At 40.7% G+C, this 16,941-nt stretch carries 11 protein-coding genes and 1 pseudogene; 6 read left to right on the top strand and 6 right to left on the bottom strand.

All coding sequences use genetic code 11. From position 1 onward, the window contains the following. Positions 1-49: 49 nt before the first annotated feature. Entirely contained in the window at positions 50-985 is a 936-nt protein-coding gene (pplA, locus tag IGJ87_RS11950; protein WP_002307821.1) for an extracellular electron transfer flavoprotein PplA, read from the bottom strand. A gap of 301 nt (positions 986-1,286) precedes the next feature. On the opposite strand from pplA, the gene IGJ87_RS11945 reads away from it, so the two are divergent. From IGJ87_RS11945 to IGJ87_RS11930, 4 genes are all read left to right on the top strand, one after another. Then, positions 1,287-3,221: an NAD(P)/FAD-dependent oxidoreductase gene (locus tag IGJ87_RS11945; protein WP_002307820.1), complete on the top strand. Its 1,935-nt coding sequence runs from the start codon at positions 1,287-1,289 to the stop codon at positions 3,219-3,221. Between the two features lie 456 nt (positions 3,222-3,677). Further along, entirely contained in the window at positions 3,678-4,094 is a 417-nt protein-coding gene (locus IGJ87_RS11940; protein ID WP_002328264.1) for a NusG domain II-containing protein, read from the top strand. Positions 4,095-4,107: 13 nt separating this feature from the next. Next, a complete protein-coding gene (locus tag IGJ87_RS11935; protein ID WP_002289378.1) occupies positions 4,108-4,674 on the top strand; it encodes a Gx transporter family protein in 567 nt (188 codons plus the stop codon). A gap of 22 nt (positions 4,675-4,696) precedes the next feature. Continuing rightward, positions 4,697-5,683: a polyprenyl synthetase family protein gene (locus tag IGJ87_RS11930; protein ID WP_002328262.1), complete on the top strand. Its 987-nt coding sequence runs from the start codon at positions 4,697-4,699 to the stop codon at positions 5,681-5,683. A 154-nt stretch (positions 5,684-5,837) separates the two neighbouring features. On the opposite strand, the pseudogene scm reads toward IGJ87_RS11930, so the two are convergent. Next, positions 5,838-7,620: pseudogene (gene scm, locus IGJ87_RS11925) on the bottom strand (collagen-binding MSCRAMM adhesin Scm). A gap of 286 nt (positions 7,621-7,906) precedes the next feature. On the opposite strand from scm, the gene IGJ87_RS11920 reads away from it, so the two are divergent. Further along, a complete protein-coding gene (locus IGJ87_RS11920; RefSeq protein ID WP_104889211.1) occupies positions 7,907-8,431 on the top strand; it encodes a DUF664 domain-containing protein in 525 nt (174 codons plus the stop codon). 316 nt (positions 8,432-8,747) lie between these two features. On the opposite strand, the gene IGJ87_RS11915 is transcribed toward IGJ87_RS11920, so the two are convergent. From IGJ87_RS11915 to IGJ87_RS11900, 4 genes are all read right to left on the bottom strand, one after another. Then, on the bottom strand, positions 8,748-9,716 hold the full coding sequence (locus IGJ87_RS11915) for a biotin--[acetyl-CoA-carboxylase] ligase (RefSeq protein ID WP_002328258.1): 969 nt from the start codon (positions 9,714-9,716) through the stop codon (positions 8,748-8,750). 156 nt (positions 9,717-9,872) lie between these two features. Beyond that, positions 9,873-10,679, bottom strand: a complete 807-nt coding sequence (locus IGJ87_RS11910) for an ABC transporter ATP-binding protein (RefSeq protein ID WP_002328257.1) — start codon at positions 10,677-10,679, stop codon at positions 9,873-9,875. Further along, positions 10,676-11,584 carry an ABC transporter permease gene (locus tag IGJ87_RS11905; RefSeq protein WP_002338722.1) on the bottom strand — a complete coding sequence of 303 codons (909 nt, stop codon included), beginning with the start codon at positions 11,582-11,584 and terminating at the stop codon, positions 10,676-10,678. The genes IGJ87_RS11910 and IGJ87_RS11905 overlap by 4 nt, the downstream gene beginning before the upstream one ends. A 17-nt stretch (positions 11,585-11,601) precedes the next feature. Then, complete coding sequence (locus IGJ87_RS11900) at positions 11,602-12,570, bottom strand: ABC transporter substrate-binding protein (RefSeq protein WP_002328255.1); 969 nt, start codon at positions 12,568-12,570, stop codon at positions 11,602-11,604. Between the two features lie 727 nt (positions 12,571-13,297). On the opposite strand from IGJ87_RS11900, the gene rpoB reads away from it, so the two are divergent. Next, entirely contained in the window at positions 13,298-16,915 is a 3,618-nt protein-coding gene (gene rpoB / locus IGJ87_RS11895) for a DNA-directed RNA polymerase subunit beta (protein ID WP_002295964.1), read from the top strand. Positions 16,916-16,941: the final 26 nt, after the last annotated feature.

Here is a 16,941-nt window from a genome sequence, read left to right as displayed (position 1 = left end):
AATCTGGCTATCGTCCCACCCTCCAACTTTTATTAGTATGATTATGTGATTATTTTTCTGTTACGATATTATCTACTTCGATTGTTTGAGTGTCGCCTTTTTCAGCTGCATTCACTAATTGTTGTGCGTACATGATGAATGAATGTGAGCTGTGTGTAGCACCTGTAACAACTTCTACATCAGCAGGTGAGCCATCTTCTTCGCCCATTGCTTTGACGAATTCGTCGTTCAGAGTAGGGATGTAAGTTTTTGGTTCTGTACCGCTTTTTGCTTTCATATTTTCATTATATTCTGTATCATCTTGTTTTGATTTACCGTCTTTGTCGATATAATCAAAGTTTGATTCAGTTACTTTGCCGCCAGCAACTGTCATTTCGAATTGCACACGGTAGCCGTTAGAGTAGTTCTTTTCTTCAAGCTTGTAAGTGCCGTCTTTCAAATCAGCACCATTGTCGATTTCGATTGTATCTGTGTTACCAGCTTGAGCAGCTTGGATCAATTGTTGTGCGTAGTTTTGGAAGCTTTCAGATGAGTGAGTAGCTCCAGTTACGACTTCCACACCGCTTGCGCTTTGTGCTTTTAAGAATTGGTCATTCAACTCAGGAATGTATTTTTCTGGGTTTGTGCCAGATTTTGCTTCCATGTTTTTGTTGTATTCTGCATCTTTTGTTTTTGATTCGCCGTTTTCATTGACGTTATCATATTTTGATTCAGTGATTTTGCCGTCTTTTACAACCATTTCAAAGACTGCGCGGTAACCGTTTGAATAATTTTTTTCTTCTAATTTATATGTGCCGTCTTGCAAGTCTCCGCCAGCAACAACTTTTGCAGATGATTCTGTTGTGCTTTTTGCAGTCGAAGATTGTGCTGTAGATGATTCAGAAGAAGAGTTTGAGCTTCCGTTGTCATCTGCGCCGCAAGCGCCTAACACTAGAGCTGAAAATGCTAATACGGCAAATCCAGTTACAAAACGTTTTTTCTTCATTTTAATACCCCACCATTCCATTTTTAGTCCACAATTTTTCTTTGTGATTCATTATACATTCTAATCTTTTTAGCCTATAAGTCAACTATTTTTGATAAATAACCCATGTAATATTTCAAACGTTTTCTTTCAGCAAATTTCGTGAAAAAACGCTTTATTTTAAAATTTGAAAAAAATCCAAAAGGAGTTAGACAAAAGAACAGAACATCTATATAATATATGGAGATTGTGTAATAAGTATCAAACTAAAAGAATTATCATATATTCATTATATAGATAGTCTATAAGGAGCGGATGATCAATGGCAAAGCAAAATATTGTCGTTGTAGGAGCAGGATATGCCGGTGTTTCAGCTACAAAATACTTGGCAAAGAAACTGAAAAAAGAAGATGTAGCAATTACTCTGATCGATCGTCATTCGTACCATACTATGATGACCGAGTTGCATGAAGTAGCTGGCGGACGTGTAGAACCAGAAGCAATCCAATACGATCTGCAGCATTTGTTTGCTCGTCAAAAGAATGTACAACTTGTCACAGACACTGTAATCGGTATCGATAAAGAACAGAAAATCGTCAAGACCAAATTAGGTTCCTATCCTTTTGATCAGCTGATCCTTGGAATGGGCGGAGAGCCGAATGACTTTGGTACACCTGGTGTCAAAGCACATGGATTCACCCTTTGGTCATTTGAAGATTCTGTAAGGATTCGGGAACATATTGAGAAGACAGTAGCAAAAGCTGCATTGGAACCAGATGATGAACTGCGTAAAGCCATGCTGACTTTCGTTGTCTGTGGTTCTGGATTTACCGGTATTGAAATGATTGGGGAACTGATCGACTGGAAAAATCGCCTAGCCAAAGATTATAAGTTGGATCCAAACGAAATCACACTGATGGTCGTAGAGGCAATGCCGACGATCTTGAATATGTTGGATCGAAATGATGCTGCAAAAGCTGAACGCTATTTGCGTAAGCACAACGTGGAATTATTATTGAATGCACCAATCGTAGAAGTGGCTGCTGATCATATCAAATTGAAAGACGGACGCAACATTCCGACTCACACACTGATTTGGACAGCTGGTGTCAAAGGAACTTCTGACGCTGCTGACTTTGGATTAGAATCAGCACGCGGACAGCGGTTGATCGCCAATGAATATATGCAGGCAAAAGGCTACGAAGATAAAAACATCTATATCATTGGTGATTTAGTCTTTTATGAAGAATTCCCAGGAACACCGACACCGCAGATCGTTCAAGCTGCTGAACAAACAGGACACACGGCTGCAGCGAATATCGTGGCTTCGATCAAAGGTGGAGAAAAGCACAAATTCAAAGGGAACTATCAAGGATTTATGGTTTCTATTGGAGCCAAATGGGGTGTGGCGAATTTATTTGACAAGATTCATCTAAGTGGATTTTTAGCTATCGTGATGAAACATATCGTTAATTTGAAATATTTCTTTGATATTCGTTCTGGTTATTATATGTTCCAATATTTAATGCATGAGTTTTTCCATATCAAAGATGATCGCAACGTGACTCGAGGACATTCTTCTCGTTACGGCAACGTCTTATGGAGTGTGCCACTTCGTATTTTCTATGGTTTAGTTTGGTTCGTTGAAGCCTCCAAAAAAATCATTGGTAATGGTGAAGTGTTAAAACCAAGTACTTGGTTTGGTGAAGGATCATGGTTCACTGGAAACAGTGTGTTCCCTTGGACATGGGAATACAATGTAACAGATGTTGCCAGTGGTGCTTCTGCTGCTGGTGATGCAACCACAGCTGCCAGCGGAGCAGGGGCAAGTGCCGGAGAAGCAGCGACTCAAGCTGCACATTTTGGTTTGAGTTATGCATACGGTGAAGAACCAATGGCTGTGATTGAGAAGTCACCAGACTGGTTCACAAAGATCATGCAAGTGATCATGCCAAACAATGACGTAGCAATGTTCTTCCAAAAATTCATGGTATTCTTTGAAATTGCCTTGGCATTAGCATTGATTGCTGGATTATTCACATGGCTATGCAGTGCGACAACGATTGTATTGGTGATCACGTTCTGCTTATCAGGCATGTTTTACTGGGTAAACATTTGGTTCATTTTTGTTGCTTTCGCATTGATGAACGGTTCCGGACGTGCGATTGGGTTGGATCGCTGGGTAATTCCATGGCTACAACGTACACTAGGTAATTGGTGGTACGGTAGACCAAGTTCCCAGTACGGCAAGAAATAAATAGATAAAGAACGTTATTTGAATGCAAGATTTCAATAGAAAGGGGCTGAGACAAACCGTCACAGCCTCCTTTTTATGTAAAATTAAAGGAATAAGATGCCCGAGATAAGCCTCCATGAGCAAGACACAGGTGTCGCAACCTCTGTTACAACCTCTTGTTATAAACGGTGTTCCAGAAGTAGCTTCTTCGAAAAATAAGCCGAAATTTCACAAAAACTTGAAAAGTAATTTTCGTAAATTCCTTCTTATTTCTTGAAGTTGCCCACTTCTGTCACAACCTCTTGTTATAAACGGTGTTCCACCTGCTGCTTCTCGGTAATAAGCCCAAAGAATTAGAAAACATGGAAAGCTGTTTTCTATTCTTCGTTCTTATTACTCAAAGCAAGACACAGGTGTCACAACCTCTTGTTTTTATGCTAAAATTGGGTGAGTTAATCTGGAAAAAGGAGAACAAAAATGAGCCTTAAAGAATTTGCTGAAAAAAGTCTGCTCAAACCTTGGGATGTTTTTATAATTTTTCTTTTGACTGTTCTTTCTTTTTTGCCAGTCATGATTTTTGGTCTTCAGCAAAACACCGTAACAGCAGAAAAAGAAGCGGTACTGCGTGTGGATGGCACAGAAATCAAAACATTCCCTTTGATGGCTGGAGAAGAGAGCTACACATATACTTACAAAGATGAACACGGAGATTATAACTTGATCGAGATAGATGGCGATCGAGTACGGATAAAAGAAGCAGATTGCGATGACCAGATCTGCGTACGTCGAGGCTGGGCAACGAAAAATGGCGAAACCATTGTTTGTTTACCACATAAATTAGTGATCGAGGTCCGATCAACAGATGGGGGTGACGAAGACAGTCTGATTTATTAGACCTTCACACACCATGAGTAAATTACAAAAAATGATTTATATTTCGCTACTTGTTGCACAAGGAGTGATCATTGGTTTATTGGAAAATATGATCCCTTATCCTTTTTCTTTTGCGCCTGGTGCAAAACTAGGCTTAGCCAATCTAATCACGATCGTTGCCATTTTTACCATGAAAAAACGAGACAGCTTCTTACTACTTTGGCTACGACTATTCCTGACTACTCTGCTAGGCGGAACGATTTCCACATTCCTTTATAGTATGAGTGGTGCTTTGCTTAGTTATTTTGGAATGTTATTGGTCAAGCAATTAGGACCAAAACGTGTCAGTATCATCGGAATTAGTGCGGCCGGCGGTTTCATGCATAATGTCGGACAGCTTTTGATGGCTTCTTTCATTGCACAATCATGGACAGTCATGTTGTACTTGCCAGTCCTTTCAGTTTTAGGGATTTTATCAGGGATTGCAATCGGGATCGCAGCGAATTATCTTTTACGACATGTGCAGACACTTCAACGATTCCAAAAAGATTATGAGCAGGGAACCAAACAAAAATGGAGCCCAATGTTTACCAAAAAATAATCGTCACACAAGGAGTTTTTTTATGAAGCTACATCCAATGTGGGAAAACTATCCTGCTTTAAGTAAAGAATTGACAGAAACACTAAAACGGATGGAAGAAACTGTCCGCCTGAAAAACAAACCTGTCGAACAAGCAATCAAAGAAACGATCCATGCCGGCGGAAAGCTGTTGCGTCCTGCCTATCAGCTATTGTTCTCACAATTTGGACCAGAGCAAGATCGAGACAAAGCCATCGCTTTGGCAGCTTCTATCGAAATGCTCCATACGGCCACACTGATCCATGATGATATCGTTGATGAAGCGGATCTGCGACGTGGTCAGCCTAATATCCGTAGTCAGTTTGGTAATGTCGTTTCTGTCTATGCAGGAGACTATTTATTTGTCTGCTGTTTTAAACTATTGTCTGATTACTCCACTTCCTTGAAAAGTCTCCAATTGAATTCTCGCAGTATGGAAAAAGTATTGAATGGCGAATTAGGGCAGATGGATGATCGCTATAATTATGAACTTTCTGTAAAAGAATATTTGGAAAATATTTCAGGTAAGACAGCTGAACTGTTCCAATTAAGTTGTTCTATTGGCGCTTTTGAAAGTGGAACAAGCGAGCGCTTCGCAAAAAAAGCAGGAGATATCGGACTTTCTATCGGGATGGCCTTTCAGATTATCGATGATATTTTAGATTATACAAAAGAGAGCCAGGAAATCGGCAAACCTGTACTAGAAGACATGCGTCAAGGGGTCTATTCTTTACCGTTGATCTACTCTTTGCAAAAAAACAAACCAAAGCTACTACCTTATTTAGAGAAGAAAGCGGCAATGACAGAAGAAGATGTCGACGCCGTACGCAAAATCGTTGAACATACAGGAGGCGTGGAAGAAGCTAGGAAGTTAGCGGCCTCTTACACAGAAAAGGCTTTGAAGGAAATAAAGAAATTACCTGCCACCTCTCTTCGAACAAAAGAGAATCTCTTTTCCCTTACCCAACTGATTTTGGATCGCAAAGACTGAATAGGGAAAGGTTCGATACGTAAATAAATTTCTCAGAAGGAAATCTACGTGTTTTTTGACAAATTGAATTGTAGTTCTTGTATTTATGATAAAAAGCAAAAATAAAGAGCAACGTCCGTTAGCGACGTTGCTCTTTTTTATCTTGAATATTTTTTTACCTTTTCGATTTCTTATAACTCATAAAAGTGATTCTTAAACCGATTACAAGTAATATAACGCCTGCGAGTGTTATCCAATTATTCGATTGACTTCCAGTTTTAGGAAGTGCTCTTTTTGATTTGTTTCCATTGTCATTGCTTGTTTTATTAGTTAAGTTAAAGTTCGTCCTGTTATCCGAACTTGTTTTTGAGAAGGAGACACTTGCATGACGTGTATCGCTTGTGGTAGACGACGTGTCTGTACTATCGCTTGAAGTTGATGAATCTGAGCTATCACTTGTGGTAGAGGTAGTATCTGTACTGTCGCTTGAAGCTGACGTGTCCGTGCTATCACTTGTGGTAGAGGTAGTATCTGTACTGTCGCTTGAAGCTGACGTGTCCGTGCTATCACTTGTGGTAGAGGTAGTATCTGTACTGTCGCTTGAAGCTGACGTGTCCGTGCTATCACTTGTGGTAGAGGTAGTATCTGTACTGTCGCTTGAAGCTGACGTGTCCGTGCTATCACTTGTGGTAGAGGTAGTATCTGTACTGTCGCTTGAAGCTGACGTGTCCGTGCTATCACTTGTGGTAGAGGTAGTATCTGTACTATCGCTTGAAGCTGACGTGTCCGTGCTATCACTTGTGGTAGAGGTAGTATCTGTACTATCGCTTGAAGCTGACGTGTCCGTGCTATCCACTTGTGGTAGAGGTAGTATCTGTACTATCGCTTGAAGCTGATGAATCTGAGCTATCACTTGTGGTAGATGTATCTGTACTGTCGCTTGTGTCTGTCGTATCTGTACCATTGTCGCTGATAAATATTTCGTTAGGATCCCAACGATTGGTAGCTGCATCTAAAATCACATTTGTCCCTATAATCGTTCCGTCTTGGTTTTGAGTAATGCGGATAGTAGCATTAGGCGCAAGGATTGTTCCTTGAAAAGGAGCACTGATTGTCAAATCAGTCATCTCATTTCCAAAATTCCAAGAGATATTCGCATCCGAAAAATCTTCTGTTTCATGATTTGAACGATCATTGTATTTGATTGGTGACTGTACGTTCAATGCAGAAGAACTGTTGATGACATTAAATACAACTACTTGATCATTTGGATTGATGATTTGAAGTGGCGTATTCATCGTTAACACTTCTGCATCGATATTTACCAATAAAAACCCGGTATCTGATAAACCAGTTAAATCGATTGTCCGATTGTTCATGTCTGGAAAATCTGCAGCAGTATATGTTTTAGCTGGAGTGATGGTTGCAAGATCATTTGCTGCTACATTCAATTTAGCAAATTCCTGCTCGAAATCAATATATTCATGCCCAGCACGATCTTTATAAAAATCATCTGGAGTTAAGTGATCAAGCCTGGATCCATTGACTGTAGGATGACCATCTTGAAGTGCTACATCCACGTTACTGTCAACGACAAATTTATTCATTCTTGTGCTACCTGTAGGTATGCCTGAAGAATTAGCGAAAGAATCAGTTTTTTGTATATAATTTATTTCTTGGTTCAATAAACCTTCATGAAGCTCTGTACCAAAATTATTTTTTGCATCAAGTTCATGTGTTGCTATATTTCCGTCTGTATGTGCATTCACAGTTGTCTTATTTTTAGCAAATACGTGGAATTGACTAGCAATTCCTAACAAGCCATAGTTACCGGTTAGATCATTATAAATATTCCCAGGGTCTTTAGGAATGTATGTTTCCGCTGAAACGGCCACACCATACGAAAAGATATTGAACAACAAAGCAACTAGGACTAGTAAACTTGCCCTTTTTTTCATTTTTCCCCTTCCTTTCCTTTCAAACATTTTCCTATTATACTCTTTTTCTCCTAGTCTTAAACTGTTCGTTTGAAAAATCATTGTTTATTTAAAGAATATTAATGAAACGTTCATATTGTTGCTTCTTGTTCAATTGATAGTTCGACACTATCTTTTTCTTTCAATCTCCAAACTATTGATGATGGTGACTGTTAAAGTGTAAAAAATAAGGGTGTGTAGTAACATATAAGTAGGTATCCTAGAATTAGGAAAAAGTAAGTAGGATAAATAAAAAGGAGGAAAATAAATGGATTATTTAGATATGCTATGCGAGAGTATGGATCGGGCATACGATCGGTTTGAACGTTTGTTTGAAGGCGTCTCTATTGAGGAGGCCAATCGTTTTCCAGTGGAAGATAGAGCCCCGCAGATCAAATCAATGACTTGGCTGGCTTGGCATACCGCTCGAGAATTAGATTTCCAGATTGCTGATTTAGCAGGAACTTCTCCAATTTGGCATAGTCAAGACTGGGAAAGCCGGTTTCCGATGACGATAGCAGATAACGAACAAGATTGGAAGCATAGTCTGGAACAAGCAAAGCAGATCCAAGCTAATCAAATAGAAGATCTGCTAGGATACTTGCGAAGAGCTGCTGATTTTGCTATTTCTTACTTAAGAAGGCTGGAACCTTCCGAGCTAGATGAAGTAATTGACGAGAACTGGACACCACCAGTCACACGAGGAATGCGTCTCGTTTCTATTATTGATGATGCTGCTATGCACTCTGGTCAGGTGATCTATGCGAGACGTTTGTTGGGATTAAGAGATTAAGGCACTAGCTAAAAAAGAACTTACGGCAAAATAAGTCGCAAGTTCTTTTTTGTTTTTATCGTTACCCATGGTCTATCTATAAGATTGAAAAAGGAAGCGGCCTGCTATCTCTTTTGATCGTGTAAACTGATGACTCTCTTGTTTTTTGCATTGATTCATTTAAAGAAAGTGTACCATGCTTTATAGATATTTTTAGAATACCTTTTTCTAGAGGATAGAGAAACTGTCAGCTGATAGAATAAGGAGAGTCTTTTGAAGAGAATTCAGAAAAAAGGACACTGTATGAGATCAGGTGTCCTTTTGTGAAATCTGATAATTATTGCGTACGGATAGATGTGAGACTGATTTCGCCAGAAGACAAACTCATCTCCTGTTCATTTGTTTGGACGATCAGTTCGCCATGATCACCGATTTCTTTTGCAAGACCGACATAAGTCGTTCCTTTTTGATTGAACGACACGGTTTTTCCCAATACGAATGATTTTTCTTTATAGAAGTCCAACGCTTTTTCTGGGTGAGAAAGATAAGTGAACAATTCTTGCCAGATTTTGCTGATTAGCTGATTCCTTGTGACACTAGCTTGTCCGTCGGGAAAGACAGAGGTGGCTTTTTCTTGGAGATCAGCTGGAAAATGATTTTGAGGAACAGAAAAATTAAGCCCGATCCCAATGATGATATGACTGATCCTGCCGCTTTCCATATCACTGACTGCTTCAGATAAAATCCCACAGACTTTTTTTCCATCCATGTAGATATCATTGACCCATTTGATCGAAGCAGAACGACCGGTTACAGATTCAATGGCTTTCACACAGGCACTGGCTGCGATGATCGTATATTGAGGCAATTCATCAAACCGTTTGTCTGGATGGAGCAAGAGACTCATGTAGATTCCTCGTCCAGGTTCAGCGAAAAAAGGCCGTCCAAAACGTCCACGAGCTTGTTCTTGTGTATCAGCAACAAATAACTTCGAAACAGAATCTCCTTGAGCTGCTGCCAGTTTGGCATCTTTCATCGTAGATTCAGAAGTCAACATCGTTTGTACTTTCAAATCAGGAATAAACGACCGTAGCTCTTGCTGGATTTCTTTTGCATCTAGTACGTCAGAGGGCAGGTAACGATACCCTGTAGGCCCGTGCTCAAAACGATAGCCTGCCTTTTCCAATTCTTTGATGGCTTTCCAAATACTTGTCCGGGAAACTTCCAGTTGCTGTGCCAACTTTTCTCCGGAAAGAAAATCTGGTGTCTTTTTCAATAATTGAAGTACCTTGTCTTTCGTTGTCATGGCATCAAGCTCCTTTCCCATCCATTCTATCAGGAAGAAGGAGAGAACAAAATAGTTTTCGAAGAAACAACGGTTGATACATAAAGCAAAAACGAAAGAAGGAAAGAGAAAAAAGAAGAGGGTGGGCGTTCATTTTTTGTCCCAGCCTCTTTCTGATTATGAAGATAAAAGTACTTGATCGTCTTTTAATGCCGTGCCGCTGTTTTGTTTGAACAACGCTAATAATTGGGGCACTGTGAGCTGCTGTTTTTCCTCTTGCTGGATATCTACGACGATCCTTCCTTGATGCAGCATGATCAGTCGATTCCCATAGCGGATCGCGTCTTCCATGTCATGAGTGACCATAAAAGCAGTGAGATTCTGCTCAGTGATCAGCTTTTCTGTCAATTCCATCACCGTTTTGGAAGTAGCAGGGTCAAGCGCTGCAGTGTGTTCATCTAATAAGATCAGTTCTGGACGCTGTAATGTGGCCATCAACAACGTAATAGCTTGACGTTGTCCTCCAGACAGCAAACCGATTTCTGAGGATAAACGATTTTCCAACCCCAAATTTAGCCGAGCCAGCTGGTCTTTGAAAAATGTTCGGTCTTGTGGTTTGACACCACGGAAGAAGCCGCGTTTTTTTCCTCGTTTCATAGCAAGAGCAAGATTTTCTTCTACCGTTAAACGAACGGCTGTCCCTAGTTTAGGATCTTGGAATACGCGACTGATGGATTTCGAACGTTCGACAACAGATTTTTTCGTGATATTTTTTCCATTCAATAAAATTTGTCCCTGATCGACAGAAAATGTACCGGCGATGCTGTTCAGCAAAGTAGATTTACCAGCCCCATTTCCACCGATGATCGTCACGAAGTCGCCGGGATCTAAGGAAAGATTAATGCCTTTCAGGACATGATTTTCGTTGATCGTTCCTTTTTCAAAGGCATGATGGAGATTTTCCAATGTTAAGACGTCATTCATTTGACACTACCGCCTTTCTTTTTTTGAGGTAAATGGAATTTTTGCTGGATCTGCGGGAAAGAAAGACAGATCACTAGCACGAAAGCAGAAGCAAGTTTCGAATCACTTGGTTCAACATTCAGTTCGAAGACTAACGCTAAAATAAAACGGTAAATGACCGCACCTAAAACGACAGTCAAGAGACGGAGAAATAGTGGCTGGTTACGTAACAAAACTTCTGCGATGATAATAGAAGCAAGTCCAATTACGATCGTTCCAATACCAGAATTCAAATCAGCAAAGCCGTTGTTTTGCGCAAGCAAGGAGCCAGAAAGAGCAATGCATCCATTAGAAATCATATAACCGATGATCTTCATATTATCTGTGTTGATCCCGTTTGCTTCGCTCATTGCCAGATTATCGCCAGTTGCACGAATAGCAAGTCCTGTTTCTGTACGTAAGAACAAAACAAGTAAACATACAACGATCAAAGCAAAAAGCAGACCGACGATCAGTACAGCGTTGTCTTTTGTTATGCCGAATGACTCGACCCAATGAAAGATCGTTGGCTGACCCAATAAAGAGATGTTCGGCGCAGCACCCATCACACGGGACGTGACAGAATATAAACCAGTCATGGTGATGATCCCTGCAAGAAGGGCGGGAATTTTCAATTTTGTGTGAAGCAGTCCGGAAACAAGCCCTGCTGCCGCACCCCCTAAAAAGCCTAGAAGACAAGCTGTCAATGGATGATAGCCATTTGTAATACTTACTGCCGCGATCCCTGCACCTAAAGGGAAGCTTCCTTCAGCAGTCAAGTCGGCAATGTCCAAGATACGGAAAGTGACGTATACACCAATCGCAAGTAGGGCCCATAAGACCCCTTGCGATGCAGATGATAAGAAAAGAGAGAGCAAATTTGTCATGAGAATCCTCCTGTGTTTTATTCAGCTTCTTTGATGCTGTCTGGATTGATGCCTAATGCTTTGGCCATGTCTTTATTGACATACAGTTCCAAATCATTCGCTGTTTCGACAGGAAGTTCACTTGGCTTCTTGCCGTCTAAGATTTTTGCTGCCATGATCCCTGTTTGTTTGCCCAAGCTTTCGTAGTCGATTCCTACTGTTGCTAGACCGCCGTCTTTGACTTGATCAACTGCGCCAGCAACGACAGGTGTTTTTGTTTCTTTTGCGACTTCACCGACAACACTTGCCGCACTTGCGAACGTGTTATCAGTAGGAATATAGATTCCATCTACATCTTTAGCTAGACTTTTCGTCACTTGTTGGACATCATTTGTGGAATTTGCTGTCAGTACTTTGACTTTGACGCCCGCTTTTTTCAATTCTTTTTCTGCCAAATCAGCTTGGATCTTAGAGTTTGCTTCACCGTTGTTATACATGATGCCGATTGTTTTGGCGTCTGGCACGATATTTAACAGTAAGCCGATTTGTTTTTCGATTGGCACCATATCTGTCGTGCCAGTCACATTGCCGCCAGGTTTTTCATTGGATGTGACTAAATGGGCTTGTTCCAAGTCTGTGACCGCTGTGACAGTCATCGGGATAGTGGTTGTTTCATTTAATAAAGATTGTGCTGCTGGAGTGGCGATTCCAAGTAGCAAATCAGGATCTTCTTTGACGAGTTTCTCACTCATACTTTTCAGGTTGTCTTGATTGTTTTGGGCATTTTGATAATCGATTGTTAGATTATCGCCTTCTTTATACCCTTCTTCTCCTAATCCTTCTTTGAATCCTTTATAGGCAGCATCTAACGAGTTATGTTGTACAAGTTGCAATACGCCAATTGTTTTTTGTCCATCTGATGCCTCTGCGGAATTGTCTTTTTGTGCGCAACCTCCTAAAGCTAGTAGCAGGGCAGCGCCTAATCCGATGATTATATTTTTTTTCATTTCTTTTTCCTCCTTAATTTTGGGAAACAAAAAATCCATTCAGACAAAATGTCCAAATGGATTGAAAAGTCGGAAAATAAATTGAAAAAGTAGAATGCTTGATACTTTTACTTTGTATTTTCACTGCTCAGCCACTTAGCATTTTGTCTACGTGGCTTTTTGCTGCAATACAAAGTTCTTTAGCCATCATAGATACAAACTGTCGTTTAACGTTTGTATCCATCATGATGAATACAAACCTATCTAAAGTAGCTAAAGTAAAAGTTATTCAGTTGTGTTGGTGCGATTTGGTTGATGTTGGTTCGCATAGAAGTTCCTCCACAAAATGAATTTTCTAAAGTATAACCGAGATAAAAAGGTCTGTCAATTAAGAATTGTCAGATAATTGAAAACATAAAATTGAAAACATTAAGAAAATATTGCGAAAAAGCAGAAGAAACGCCAGGAAGTGTTGACTTTTATAGAAAATAAGTGTAGTATATGAAGTTGCAAAAACTATCTGATGAAGAAAAGGCAGAAACGAAATATTGTCCGTTTCGGCTTTAATATAAGGAAACAAAAGTAGAAGCTCACGAAGTAAGGTTTCAAGAGAATGTTCTATTTTTGGTTTTTTTTTGCCTAAAAGCCGCAAAAAATGTCTGTTGTTACCTAAAAATAATATTTGAAATATTATTGTAACAATTGATCGGGTAGTCTTTTTGAATGACATTTTAGAGGGGTGAAGAGCTTGGCTGGACACGTAGTAAAATACGGAAAACATCGCGAACGTAGAAGTTTCGCAAGAATCAGTGAAGTGTTGGAATTACCAAATTTGATCGAAATTCAAACAGACTCTTACCAATGGTTCTTAGATGAGGGACTTAGAGAAATGTTTGAAGACATTTTGCCAATCGATGACTTCAATGGCAATCTATCTTTGGAATTTGTAGATTATGAATTGAAAGAACCAAAGTATACAGTAGCAGAAGCTCGTGCGCATGATGCAAACTACTCTGCACCATTACATGTAACATTGCGTTTGACAAACCGCGAGACTGGCGAAATCAAAGCACAAGAAGTATTCTTCGGTGATTTCCCATTAATGACAGAACAAGGAACATTCATCATCAACGGGGCAGAGCGAGTAATCGTTTCTCAGTTAGTCCGTTCACCAGGTGTCTATTTCCATGGAAAAGTCGACAAAAACGGAAAAGAAGGATTCGGTTCTACTGTTATCCCTAACCGTGGCGCTTGGCTAGAAATGGAAACTGATGCAAAAGACATCTCTTATGTACGTATCGACCGTACACGTAAGATTCCTTTAACCGTATTAGTTCGTGCGTTAGGATTTGGTTCCGATGATACGATCTTTGAAATCTTCGGCGACAGCGAAACATTACGCAATACAGTCGAAAAAGACTTGCATAAAAACGCAAGCGACTCAAGAACAGAAGAAGGTTTGAAAGACGTTTACGAACGTTTGCGTCCAGGCGAACCAAAAACAGCAGACAGCTCACGTAACTTGCTGAATGCTCGTTTCTTCGATCCAAAACGTTACGACTTAGCAAACGTTGGTCGTTACAAAGTAAACAAAAAATTAGATTTGAAAACACGTCTATTGAATCTGACATTAGCTGAAACATTAGTTGATCCAGAAACAGGCGAGATCATCGTTGAAAAAGGAACAGTCTTGACTCACCAAGTCATGGAAACATTAGCTCCTTTCATTGATAACGGTCTAAATTCAGTGACTTACTATCCATCAGAAGATGGTGTGGTCACAGATCCAATGACTGTCCAAGTCATCAAAGTATTTTCACCAAGAGACCCTGAACGTGAAGTAAATGTGATCGGAAACGGCTATCCAGAAGCAGCTGTAAAAACGGTTCGTCCAGCCGACATCATTGCTTCAATGAGCTATTTCTTGAACTTGATGGAAGGTATCGGCAATGTCGATGATATCGACCACTTAGGAAACCGTCGTATCCGTTCAGTCGGTGAACTTTTACAAAACCAATTCCGTATCGGTCTAGCACGTATGGAACGTGTGGTTCGTGAAAGAATGTCGATCCAAGATACTGAAACATTGACACCTCAACAATTGATCAATATCCGTCCAGTTGTGGCAAGTATCAAAGAATTCTTTGGTTCTTCTCAGTTGTCTCAGTTCATGGACCAAACAAATCCTCTTGGCGAATTGACACACAAACGTCGTCTTTCAGCCTTAGGACCTGGCGGATTGACTCGTGACCGTGCCGGTTATGAAGTTCGTGACGTTCACTACTCCCACTATGGCCGTATGTGTCCGATCGAAACTCCTGAAGGCCCAAACATCGGGTTGATCAATAGTTTGTCCAGTTATGCGAAAGTAAATAAATTCGGATTTATCGAAACACCTTATCGTCGTGTAGACCGCGAAACAGGTCGTGTAACCGACCAAATCGACTACTTGACAGCAGACATCGAAGACCATTACATCGTAGCCCAAGCAAACAGCCCATTGAATGAAGATGGAACATTTGCTCAAGACGTTGTTATGGCTCGTGCTCAAAGTGAAAACTTAGAAGTATCTATTGATAAAGTAGACTACATGGACGTATCACCTAAACAAGTAGTTGCCGTTGCGACAGCATGTATTCCTTTCTTGGAAAACGATGACTCCAACCGTGCCTTGATGGGTGCCAACATGCAGCGTCAAGCAGTGCCGTTGATCAATCCTCAAGCACCATGGGTTGGTACTGGTATGGAATACAAATCAGCGCATGACTCAGGAGCTGCTTTGTTATGTAAACATGACGGTGTCGTTGAATACGTTGATGCTTCTGAAATCCGTGTACGCCGCGACAACGGTGCATTAGATAAATACGATGTAACAAAATTCCGTCGTTCAAACTCCGGAACAAGCTACAACCAACGTCCAATCGTTCATTTGGGTGAGAAAGTCGAAAAAGGGGATACTCTGGCAGACGGACCATCTATGGAACAAGGCGAAATGGCTCTAGGCCAAAACGTTTTAGTTGGTTTCATGACTTGGGAAGGGTACAACTATGAAGATGCGATCATCATGAGCCGTCGTTTGGTAAAAGATGACGTATACACTTCTATCCATATTGAAGAATATGAATCAGAAGCCCGCGATACAAAATTAGGACCTGAAGAAATCACACGCGAAATCCCTAATGTCGGGGAAGACGCATTAAAAGATTTAGACGAAATGGGTATCATCCGTATTGGTGCAGAAGTCCAAGATGGCGATTTGCTTGTAGGGAAAGTCACGCCAAAAGGGGTAACAGAATTATCTGCAGAAGAACGTCTATTGCATGCGATCTTTGGCGAAAAAGCTCGTGAAGTCCGCGATACATCATTACGTGTACCACATGGCGGCGGCGGGATCGTTCACGATGTGAAAATCTTTACTCGTGAAGCTGGAGATGAATTGTCACCAGGCGTAAACATGTTAGTTCGTGTTTATATCGTTCAAAAACGTAAAATCCATGAAGGGGATAAAATGGCCGGTCGTCACGGAAATAAAGGGGTTGTATCCCGTATTATGCCGGAAGAAGATATGCCATTCCTACCTGATGGAACACCAATCGATATCATGCTGAATCCTTTAGGGGTGCCTTCACGTATGAACATCGGGCAAGTATTGGAATTACACTTGGGTATGGCTGCACGTCAGTTAGGTATCCACGTAGCAACGCCAGTATTTGATGGTGCAAGTGATGAAGACGTATGGGAAACAGTTCGTGAAGCCGGTATGGCCAGCGATGCGAAAACTGTTCTGTACGACGGACGTACAGGTGAACCATTTGATGGACGTGTGTCTGTCGGTGTGATGTACATGATCAAACTTGCTCACATGGTCGATGACAAATTGCATGCACGTTCAATCGGACCTTACTCATTGGTTACACAACAACCATTGGGAGGTAAAGCTCAATTTGGTGGACAACGTTTTGGTGAAATGGAAGTATGGGCACTGGAAGCTTACGGTGCGGCTTATACTTTACAAGAAATCTTGACATACAAATCAGATGACGTAGTCGGACGTGTGAAAACATACGAAGCAATCGTCAAGGGTGAACCAATTCCAAAACCAGGTGTACCGGAATCATTCCGCGTATTGGTGAAAGAATTGCAATCACTAGGTCTGGACATGCGTGTCTTGGATATCGAAGAAACAGAGATCGAACTTCGCGACATGGACGATGAAGACGACGATTTGATCACTGTTGATGCTTTGACAAAATTTGCCGAACAGCAAACTGCCAAAGAATTAGAAAAGAAAGCTGCTGAACAAGTGGAAGATGAAAAAGACGATGTCATCCAAAACTTTGAAACCGCAGAAGATAATTTAGACTAATCCGGTCTATGAGCTGCAAGGCGGTC

It is taken from the genome of Enterococcus sp. DIV1411a, assembly GCF_050531945.1.
In the GTDB taxonomy this organism is placed as follows: Bacteria; Bacillota; Bacilli; order Lactobacillales; family Enterococcaceae; genus Enterococcus_B; species Enterococcus_B faecium.
Note: the sequence above shows the minus strand (reverse complement) of the source record. Positions and strands in the feature narration are given on the sequence as shown.